The sequence below is a fragment of the Candidatus Eisenbacteria bacterium genome (assembly GCA_035712145.1).
Lineage (GTDB): Bacteria > Eisenbacteria > RBG-16-71-46 > RBG-16-71-46 > RBG-16-71-46 > DASTBI01.
Genome location: DASTBI010000075.1, coordinates 1 through 9929 on the forward strand (window position 1 = coordinate 1; position 9929 = coordinate 9929).

A 9929-nucleotide genomic window follows, 5' to 3' on the forward strand; every position below is an offset into this window, starting at 1 on the left:
TGTGACCGCGACGCGCGGCCACCCGCCGGCACACCCCGCGCGCGTCGTCATCGTCGGCCGAGCATGCGGCCTGGGTTCAGTGGACCGGAAGCGCGGGGCGAGGCGTCTCGCCCCGCGCGGTCAGCTAGCCCGCGCCGCCTCGCGGGTGGCGGGCTGGATCTGGCTCACACCAGCCCCTGGTCCATCATCGCATCGGCGACCTTCACGAAGCCGCCGATGTTGGCGCCGTTGACGAGATTCCCCGGCGTTCCGTACTTCTCGGCGGTCTCGTAGCAGTTGCGGTGAATGGCCAGCATGATTTGGTGCAGCCGGTCGTCCACCTCGGAGCGCGTCCACGAGAGCCGCATGCTGTTCTGCGACATCTCGAGGCCCGAGGTCGCCACACCGCCCGCGTTGGCGGCCTTGGCCGGACCGTAGAGAATGCCGGCATCGAGGAAGACCTTGGTCGCTTCCGGCGTGCTCGGCATGTTGGCGCCCTCGGCGACAAGCTCAATCCGGTTCCGTATCAGGTTGGACGCGTCGCGCGCATTGATCTCGTTCTGGGTGGCGCTCGGGAAGGCGCAGTCCGCCTTGATGTCCCAAATGGGATTCCAGTCCTGCATTGGGTTCGACGGCAGATAGCGGGCGCCCTTGAAGCGCTCCGGGTACTCCTTGATGCGGCCCCGGCGCATGTTCTTCAGCTCCATGACCCAGGCCAGCTTTTCGCGGTCGATCCCCTCAGGATCGTGGATCATTCCGTCCGAGTCCGAGAGCGTGATCGGCCGTGCGCCGAGATCGAGCAGCTTCTCGACCGTGTACTGCGACACGTTGCCGCTCCCCGACACCAGGCACACCTTGCCTTCCAGCGAGCTATTGCGGGTCGCGAGCATCTCAGCCGCGAAGTAGACACAGCCGTACCCGGTGGCCTCGGGCCGAATCAGTGAGCCGCCCCAATGCAGCCCCTTCCCGGTGAGCACACCGGTGAACTCGTTCGCGAGCCGCTTGTACTGGCCGAACAGGAATCCAATCTCGCGCCCGCCGACGCCGATGTCACCGGCCGGCACGTCGGTGTTCGGACCGATGTGGCGCCACAGCTCGGTCATGAAGCTCTGGCAGAAGCGCATCACCTCGTGGTCGCTCTTCCCCTTGGGGTCGAAGTCCGAGCCACCCTTCCCACCGCCCATGGGCAGCGTGGTGAGCGAGTTCTTGAACACCTGCTCGAAGGCCAGGAACTTGAGGATCCCGAGGTTGACCGAGGCATGGAAGCGCAGCCCGCCCTTGTAGGGACCGATGGCGCTGTTCATCTCGATCCGGAAGCCCCGGTTGACCTCCACCTCGCCGCGGTCGTTCATCCACGGCACGCGGAACATGATCACCCGCTCGGGCTCTACGATCCTCTCGAGGATGCGCGCCGCCCGGTACTCGGGGTGCCGGTCGATCACCGGCGCTAGCGATTCCACCACTTCGAGCACCGCCTGGTGGAACTCGGGCTCGTTCGGGTTCTTGGCCCGCACCCTGGCCATAAGGTCTGTGACGTAGTCGTTCGCGCCGCCCGTCCTCGGGGTTGCAACGACCGCTTTCATGGGTCCTGCTCCTTTCTATTCGAGGGCGTGGATGTTTCTCTTCGCGCAGATTCGTTTGAGCTCGTCGGGCCACACCGTCACGCTGACCTCGCCCAGGTGCGCCTTGCGAAGCAGCAGCATCGCGGCGCGCGACTGGCCGATCCCGCCGCCGATCGAGAGCGGGATCTCGTCGCGCAGGATCGCCTGGTGGTACGGCATCGTGAGGAAGTGGACCTGGCCACTGAGCTCGAGCTGGCGGCGCAGCGTGTCCTTGGTGACGCGGATCCCCATCGAGGTCAGCTCGTGGCGCCGCCGGGTGACCGGGTTCCACACCAGGATGTCGCCGTTCAACCCGTGCATCGGACGGCCGTCCTCGGACACCGTAGGGGTGACCCAATCGTCGTAGTCGGCCGCCCGCATCTCGTGCGGGAAACCGTCCTCGAGCACCCAGCCAATTCCGAGGATGAAGATCGCGGGGTGCTTCTTCAGCACCTCGGTCTCGCGCTGCTTGCGCGGCAGGTCGGGGTACATGCGGAGGAGATCCTCCGCATGGATGAACGTCAGCTCCTCGGGCAGCTCGGCGTTCCCGTCTTTGCGGAGCTGAGGGAAGCGGTCGAGGATGTGAGTCTCGGCACGCTTGATCACCTTCCAGATGCGGCGCACCGTGTCCGTGAGGTAGCCGAGCGTGCGCTGCTCGGGCGTGATCACCTTCTCCCAGTCCCACTGATCGACGTAGGCGCTGTGGTCGTGGTCGAGGAAGTAATCCTTGCGCACCGCCCGCATGTCGGTGCAGATGCCCTCCCCGGGGTTACACCCGAACTGGCGAAGCGCCATCCGCTTCCACTTGGTCGCGGCCTGGACCACCTGGGCGTCGATCCGCTTCGTGAGCCCGAGCCCGCACGGGAACTCGATCGGCGTGCGTGAGCCATCGCGGTCGAGGTAGTCGTTGACGCCGCTCTCGCGGCTCACGATCAGCGGCACCTCGACCGGGAACAGGTTGAGCTCCCGGCACAGGCCGTCCTGGATGAAACGCTTGAGCTCGTGGAGCGCGAACTGAGTCTGCTTGCGGTCGAGCAGCGACGCGTAGCCGGTGGGCAGGACGCGCTCGATCTCCTCGTAGGTGCCGATCCCCGGACCCGCGAGGTCGGCCTGCTTCGTGGTCTTCATCGTCGGCCTCCCGTGGAGGACGTGGCGACGACTCGGCCCCCCGGAATCACCTACCGGTGTCGATAGAGCGCATGCCCCAACCGGTGGCCGAGTCGAACACCGAATCGCAAGGCATGGCCCATGCCAGCGGCAGTGAACAGGCGAGACGTCGCAAGCCCGTGCTGGGCAACGAACTGGCCTCGGAGGGGGGCCGTGGACCGCACCGGTTCGGAGCAGGCCGACTGCCAGCTCTGACACACCATCTGCCGGTTCGGTAGCCGCCCTTGGACGGCCAGGCGTGTGGATCGGCCTGCGCTGATCCTGCCCTTCTGTCACGCCGACTGGCAGGCTGTCCGCATGGGGTACTTCGTCGGAGCGACTTGGCCGAGCAGACTTGAGCGGGTGGCTCGAGGCGGATACCCTGCCGCCTCGCTGGCGCCAGCCACGGAGCTGGTCCATTGGACGGGCCGAACTCACGCCCGGTGCCGCCCCACGATTTCACCGACGGGAGTACGCCTATGCCGGCCAACGCGGTACCCAAGGTCCTGGTTTCCGAGCTACAGCGCCAGCTCAATCATGAGCTCGCCGCGGCGCACGCCTACACCGCGCTCGCGGTCTGGAGCTACGACCGCAACCTCAAGGGTTTCGCGCACTACTTCTACAAGCAGGCCGGCGAGGAGCGCGTGCACGCGCAGAAGTTCATGGATCACCTACTCGACCGCGGCGTGATGCCCGAGCTGTCGGCGGTGCCGGCCCCCCGGACGACGTTCAAGGCGCTGGTAGAGGTGGCGCGGCACGCCCGCGCCATGGAGGAGGCCAACACCAAGGGGATCCATCGGGCCTACGAGATCGCGCTGAAGCAGAAGGACTATCCCGCGCAGGTGCTCCTGCACTGGTACGTCAACGAGCAAGTCGAGGAGGAGGCGTGGTGCGACGAGATGGTGGCGCGCGCAGAGTCCTCGACGAGCGAGGGCGGGCTCCAGGCGCTGGACCGCCACATCGAGCGCTACCTGGCCGACCGTGGGCACGACGGCGGCGACCCGAGTTGACGATGAAGTGGACCGCCCTCTGCGTGGTGCTGCCGCAGATTTCGAGCGCATGATCGGTTCGTTGCGGAAGAAGTAGCATCCTTGCACCGCTGGCGGTGCGCCGGCTCCAAGCCTCCAGGTCGCCGCGTCCGTCATCCGCCGCCCCGCGCGGCCGACCGGACTCGGCGGACGACCTGCCAAATCCGTCGCCCCGATCGCCGTGACGCGTGGGCGGCACGGCTCGGCAACGCCTCCGCAGGTCCCCAACGGGTTGGGATGCAATTGGTTACGGGTTAGCGCCCGGCGCCGAGCTCTCCGAACCCGGCCGGCACGGCAAATGCCGTAGATCCGGGGTACTTGCCCCACTCCGGAGGAGACCGCCATGAGCACGCCCTGGCAGCAGCGCTACGCGCAGCGGACCCAGCGAATGAGCAGCTCCGCCATCCGCGAGCTGCTGAAGCTCACCGCACAGCCCGACGTCATCTCCTTCGGGGGCGGCCTGCCCGCCCCCGAGCTGTTCCCGATCGAGGAGTTCCGGGCCGCCACCGACATCGTGCTCTCCCGCACGGGTCGCCAGGCGCTCCAGTACGGCACGACCGAGGGCTACCCGCCGCTGCGCGAGATGATCGTGCGCCATATGGCGCGCTACGGGATCGTGGTTGGCATCGACAACGTGCTGATCACGACCGGGTCGCAGCAGGCGCTCGACCTGATCGGCAAGGTGCTGATCAACCCCGGCGACAAGATCCTCACGGAAGAGCCCACCTACCTCGGCGCCATCCAGGCGTTCACAATGTACGGTGCCGAGTACATCTCCCTTCCGGTGGACAGCCACGGCCTCGAGACCGGCCGGCTCGAGGACGCGCTGCGCTCGGGTCCCAAGTTCATGTATGTGCTGCCCAACTTCCAGAACCCGGCCGGAACCACGCTTCCGCTCGAGCGCCGGCTCGAGCTGGTCGCCATGTCGGAGCGTTATGGGACCCCGATCATCGAGGACGATCCCTACGGCCAGCTCCGCTTCGAGGGCAAGCACATCAAGTCCCTGGTTGTGCTCGATGCCGAGGGGCTGAGGTGCCAGAGCAACGGCCGCTACAGCGGCAACGTGATCTACCTGAGCACGTTCAGCAAGACGCTCGCGCCCGGGCTCCGGCTCGGCTGGGTGGTCGCTCCCACCGATGTGATCCGCCGCATGGCCCAGGCCAAGCAGGGAACCGACCTGCACACCAGCACATTCGACCAGATGGTGGTGCATCAGGTCGCCCGCGACGGCTTCATCGACCGTCATGTGCTCCACATCCGTGAAGTGTATCGCCGCCGCCGCGACCTCATGCTGGAGTGTCTCGCGCGCGCGTTTCCCGATCCGGCCCTTGGCGTGCGCTGGACGCGCCCCCAGGGCGGCCTCTTCCTCTGGGTGACCCTGCCGGCCCCGATCGACGCCGGCGTGCTGCTGCAGCAAGCGATCGAGCGGAAGGTGGCGTTCGTCCCCGGCGCCTGCTTCCACCCGCTCGGCGGCGGACACAACACGATGCGCCTGAACTTCAGCAACGCGGCCGAGCCGATGATCGAGGAAGGCATGGCGCGCCTCGCGCGGGTGATCGCTGAGCGGCTCGCGATGTCCGGCGATCCGGTACCGAGCGCGAGCCGACGCCGGGCGGTTCAGCGCAGTCGTCCCGGAACTCCGGCGCCCAAGGGTCACGGGCCGTGCGCCGCCGGCGCCGCGCGCGCGGCGTCGCGGCGTCGCGGCGTCGCGAAGGAAGTTGATCCCGGGCGACCCTGATCGGAAGATGATCTGGTGGGACCCCGAGGCGGCCTACGACGACTCGTTCACGGTCACCCCAGATACTTCCGGATCGCCTGGAACTGGCTCTCGCCGTCGAGACCCGCCTCCGCCATCACCACCGCCCCCGGTCCGCTCCCGAGAAAGTGCCCGGCGCGGAACGGATGCCGCGTGTGGTTCCGCCCGCGCTCGGACCAGATCCACCGATCCATGGTGGGTAGCGTGAAGTCAGTGAAGCCGATCGCCTCCTGCGCACGCGCGTGTGGGAAGGCGTGCTCGCGCTCGCGCGCCGGCAGAAGGTCGAATAGCTCTGCCGACGCGACGTAGTAGACGTCGAGGTCGATTCCGGCGCCGAGCAGCAGGGGAAGGGTCTTCTTGACGAACGCGTAGGCCACGCCGTTGCCCTGAAGCACGACCGTGCCGTCACGGCGCGCGCCCTGGACGGCGCGCATCAGGTAGACACCCTTCGCGGCGTGCCAGGCCGGCGCGAGACCCAGCGCCGCGCGGTCCAGCACCGTCTCGGGTGGCCGGGTGACGAACGGTGCGATCACCGCCGGGCGCCGCGCCAGGGCCGCCGCGACCAGATACGCGATCTCCTGCGGGTCCCACGGCGTGAGCGTGATCATGGTCCCGGCGGGAAAGCTCCCTTGCAGGATCTGTAGCGCCTGCGGATCGGCGTGGGTCGGACCGTCCTCGCCGGTCTTGAGGCCGGCGTGCGCGCACACCAGGAAGAACGGCCTGTAGGGCGCGCCGTCGACCGCGTGCCGGGCCTGGTTGCCGATCGCGTGGAGCCGCGCGGCGATGTGCCCGAGCGGCGCGTTGAAGGCACCGTACGATGAGCCGGCCCCGACGTGCCACCCGAACGACGCGATACCCGCCAGCATGCCAGCCATCGCGTCCTCGCATATGCCGCCGACCGCGAGCACACGCGATCCCGGGTTGGTGCGCTGGTTGTAGTAGCCGGAAGGGAAACCCTCGGCGACCCGGCCCACGCTGGTCGACGCCAGGAGGTCGGCCGCGGCAACCACCACCGCTCCCTTGCTCTCGTGGTTGTAGAGACCGAGCACGCGGCCCAGCTCGTCGCGCAGAGTGGTGCGGGAACCGGGACGGACCACGTCGCCGGGCGAAGGACCGCCACGTGGGACGGCGCGCGCCGGCCGTTCCGCGGCGATCCTATCGCGATCACCGCCGACGGCGACGCCAATCGCGGTGGGATCGGAGTCACGGATCGCGGCGGCGATCGAGTCGGCCATCCGGAAGATGGGCTCCACGCCCGCTGGCGCTCCCGGGCGGGGCCGGCGCCCGCGCGCCGCGAGCCGCTTGCGCGCCTCGGCCAGACGCGACGCCAGCGCCACCACCATCGGTGCACGCTCCTCGACCGCGCGTCGCACGATCTGGAGGGCGTCCCAGTAGCACGCCTCGAGGATGTCCGGCCGGGCTCCGGCGCCGCAGCGTGTGGCGTCGTGGTCGCAGGTCGGAAATCCGGCCTCGGATCCGAGCGGCGCCACTGCGCGATAGAAGCCGTCCGAGCACAGCGCGTGACCGGCGCCGTGCGAGGCGCGTCCCTCGATCCCGTAGTGCCAGCCCTTCACGGTGCGATAGACGATCGCGGTGGGCTGACCGTTGTCGAGGCGCTCGGCGGCGCGCTGGGCGGCGAAGATCTGGCGGAAGTCGAGCCCGTCCGGGACGTAGACCACGTTCCAGTCGTGGAGGTAGAGGAGTTCCATCGGCGTCCACTGCACGTAATCGCCTGGGCTGGTGCCGTCACGGCACACGCGGTTGGAGTCGATCGAGGCCTGGTTCCAGTCCACGTGCAGGACCGCGTTGCCGAGCGAGGCGGTGCCGGCGGCGGCCAGCGCCTCGGCGACGCGTCCGGGCGTCATGCCACCCTCGCCCTCGACGATGTGGACGCGCGGCGCGTCGGCGCCGTAGACGTCGGCGGCCGCCCACGCCAGCCCGAGCGAGGCGGCGAGGCCGACGCCCGAGGCGCCGGTCGCGAGCCGCACGAAAGGCGTCGCCGGAGTGGGGTGGCCGTCGAGCGCCTTGGCGCGAAACCGGCTGAATAGGGAGGTGCCGTGGACCGGGTTGCGCCGGAATCCCAGCAAGTCCTCGAGCCGGAGCTGGAGCCGCTCGTCACGCGGCAGGAGCTCGGGCGCGGCGATCCTGGCCACCTCGTTCCGCAGGGCCCACATCGCGTAGAGGCCGAGCGCCTTGTGGCCGGCTGCGTACGAGATCATGTCGGCGTCGTCGCGCTCGGGGCTCGAGAGGTCGTAGTCCATGCCGCCGTAGAGCAGTGCCGCGACCAAGCGGCCGGACGAGATCGATCCGCCGGGATGACCCGAGGTCGGAACGTAGTTGAACATCAGCGAGCACAGCGCGCGGTACACGCGATCCAGGCTTTCGAAGTGCTCGAGCGCAACCGGATCGAGCGCGCCGGTCGCGCCGGCCTCGATCCACACCCCGCGGCGCGGCCCGAAGGCAACGCGCTCCCCGATCACGGGCTCGACCGTCACCATAGATGCCGTCCCTCGCGCACGAACGCCTCGAACCCGGCGCGATCCGCGGCCGCTTCACGGACGCGCTCGAGGCCCAGCCGCAGGTCCTCGGTCGCGGTCGCGATCGAGATTCTGAGGTAGTGCTGGCCCTCTGAACCGATGCGCCCGAACGAGCGCCGGTCCAGCGTGGCGACGTGGTAGCGCCACAGAAGGAACATCTGGAGCAGCGTGGCGGGGCTGGTGCGCTCGCGCGCGTCCGGCGGCAGGGCGGCACAGGCCGCGATCGCCCCTAGCCGCTCGCACACACCGGCGACGTTGGGGAACAGGTAGAAGGCGCCGCGCGGCGTCCGGCACGTGATCCCCTCGATCGCGTTCAGGCCCTGCACCATGAAGTCGCGCCGTTCCTGGAACTGCGCCACCATGCTCGCGATCGTGGCTCGGGTGAGCGGCGATTCGAGGCCGAGCCGGGCGCCGAGCTGATTGTAGGCCGGCACGCACGAGAAGTAGTTGATGTTGAGGTTGCGAAACACCGTGGCCTCTTCGGCGGTGGGGAACACCGCCCAGCCCACGCGGCCGCCGGTCCAGGCGAACGACTTCGAGACCCCGCCCACCACGATGGCGCGCTCCGCCATGCCCGGCAGCGAGGCAATCGACAGGTGGCGGTTGCCGTCGAACAGGATGTCCTCGTAGACCTCGTCCGAGTAGATCCGCATCTCGGGCCGCGCGCGCTGGAGCACAGTGAGGGCGATGCCCTCGAGCTGCTCGAGGCTCGCCACGCCACCCGTCGGGTTGGAGGGGAAGTTGAGATAGAGCAGTCGGGTGCGGGGACCGATCAGCGGCTCGAGGTCGTCGCCCTCGAAGGCGAAGCCCTTCCGCTCGTCGAGGTGGAGCGGGACCGGGCGCGCGCCGACGTAGGCGGTGAACGACTCGTAGATCGGAAAACCCGGGCTCGGGTAGATCACCTCGTCACCGGGGTTGCAGTAGGCCTCCTGACAGAGCCCGATCGGCGGCTTGGCGCCCGGGAACACGACGACTCGATCCGGCGTCACCTCGATGCCGCGCGTGCGGGCGACGCTGCGGGCGATCGCCTCGCGCAAGGGCAGAATTCCCTGCGGGTCGCAGTAGTGGGTCTCGCCCCGATCGATCGCGTGCTTGACCTCCTCGGCGATGTGGGGCGCGAGCGCGCTGTCGGGCTCACCCAGGTTGCACTTGATGACGCGGTGGCCTCCAGCCTCGAGCTCGCGAATCTGGGGACCGATGCGAAACGCGTTCTCAGAGCCCAGGAGCCGGATGCGGTCCGAGAAGACCGGCGCGGCGGGAGATCGCGCGTGTCCGGCCGCGGTCGTGAAAAGTGCGGACATCGTGGGAGGACCCTCCGTGGGGCACGGTGAGTTCGTCTCGTGGGACTACCACGCAATCACCATGCCCCGCGAAGGGGAGTCCGTCGCGCGGGCCTCGCCGAGGGACAACTCGCTGCCGGCGCGCGCGATCCGTGGCGAGGCCGGGATGGGCGGCGGAGCGTGGCCGCCCCACCGACCTGCCAAGCTGTCCGTGAAACTGCCAGACGGGTAGGTCCTTCTAAGGTCGGTCACCGGATGGCAGTGGATCCGGGAACGAAGGGCCGGCTCAGTCCGGAACGCCGAGCGGATCGGTAGCGGACCCCGACCCCGTGCCCTCGTTTGGGATCGCCGGTAAGACCGATGTGGAGCGAGTCGCCCCTCATGTCGCACCTTCTACGACAAACGGGGACGCAGACTCTCGTATGCCCCGGTTGTGCCCCAACACGAGTCGGATGGTGGCGCGTGGTGCTCTCTCGTGGGGTACGATGCCGGGCTCGCCGCAAGGAAAGGCGCGCACTTGGCGTCTGTTGCCGACCCATGCGACCCGTGAGGGCGGACTGTGGCTCCAGGTGTCGCGGGTTCGAACCCCGTCATCCACCCCA

General features: G+C 68.8%; 6 protein-coding genes. 2 read left to right on the plus strand and 4 right to left on the minus strand.

The features are described 5' to 3' along the window. Positions 1-164: 164 nt before the first annotated feature. Positions 165-1562, minus strand: a complete 1398-nt coding sequence (gene gdhA, locus VFQ05_04390) for an NADP-specific glutamate dehydrogenase (GenBank protein ID HET9325990.1) — start codon at positions 1560-1562, stop codon at positions 165-167. Between the two features lie 15 nt (positions 1563-1577). Next, the gene (asnA, locus tag VFQ05_04395) at positions 1578-2708 is read right to left on the minus strand and encodes an aspartate--ammonia ligase (protein HET9325991.1); all 1131 of its coding nucleotides are present in this window, start codon (positions 2706-2708) and stop codon (positions 1578-1580) included. Positions 2709-3205: 497 nt separating this feature from the next. Between asnA and VFQ05_04400 the strand changes: the two genes are divergently transcribed. Further along, positions 3206-3736 carry a ferritin gene (locus VFQ05_04400; protein ID HET9325992.1) on the plus strand — a complete coding sequence of 177 codons (531 nt, stop codon included), beginning with the start codon at positions 3206-3208 and terminating at the stop codon, positions 3734-3736. Between the two features lie 361 nt (positions 3737-4097). After that, positions 4098-5492 carry a PLP-dependent aminotransferase family protein gene (locus VFQ05_04405; protein ID HET9325993.1) on the plus strand — a complete coding sequence of 465 codons (1395 nt, stop codon included), beginning with the start codon at positions 4098-4100 and terminating at the stop codon, positions 5490-5492. A gap of 53 nt (positions 5493-5545) precedes the next feature. On the opposite strand, the gene VFQ05_04410 is transcribed toward VFQ05_04405, so the two are convergent. After that, positions 5546-8005: a hypothetical protein gene (locus VFQ05_04410; GenBank protein HET9325994.1), complete on the minus strand. Its 2460-nt coding sequence runs from the start codon at positions 8003-8005 to the stop codon at positions 5546-5548. Further along, entirely contained in the window at positions 8002-9348 is a 1347-nt protein-coding gene (locus VFQ05_04415) for an aminotransferase class I/II-fold pyridoxal phosphate-dependent enzyme (GenBank protein ID HET9325995.1), read from the minus strand. The genes VFQ05_04410 and VFQ05_04415 overlap by 4 nt, the downstream gene beginning before the upstream one ends. Between the last annotated feature and the right edge of the window lie 581 nt (positions 9349-9929).

Excerpts from the sequence above, each read along its gene's own strand:
- gdhA (HET9325990.1), bottom strand. The coding sequence starts at position 1,562 with ATGAAAGCGGTCGTTGCAACCCCGAGGACGGGCGGCGCGAACGACTAC.
- asnA (HET9325991.1), bottom strand. The coding sequence starts at position 2,708 with ATGAAGACCACGAAGCAGGCCGACCTCGCGGGTCCGGGGATCGGCACC.
- VFQ05_04400 (HET9325992.1), top strand. The coding sequence starts at position 3,206 with ATGCCGGCCAACGCGGTACCCAAGGTCCTGGTTTCCGAGCTACAGCGC.
- VFQ05_04405 (HET9325993.1), top strand. The coding sequence starts at position 4,098 with ATGAGCACGCCCTGGCAGCAGCGCTACGCGCAGCGGACCCAGCGAATG.
- VFQ05_04415 (HET9325995.1), bottom strand. The coding sequence starts at position 9,348 with ATGTCCGCACTTTTCACGACCGCGGCCGGACACGCGCGATCTCCCGCC.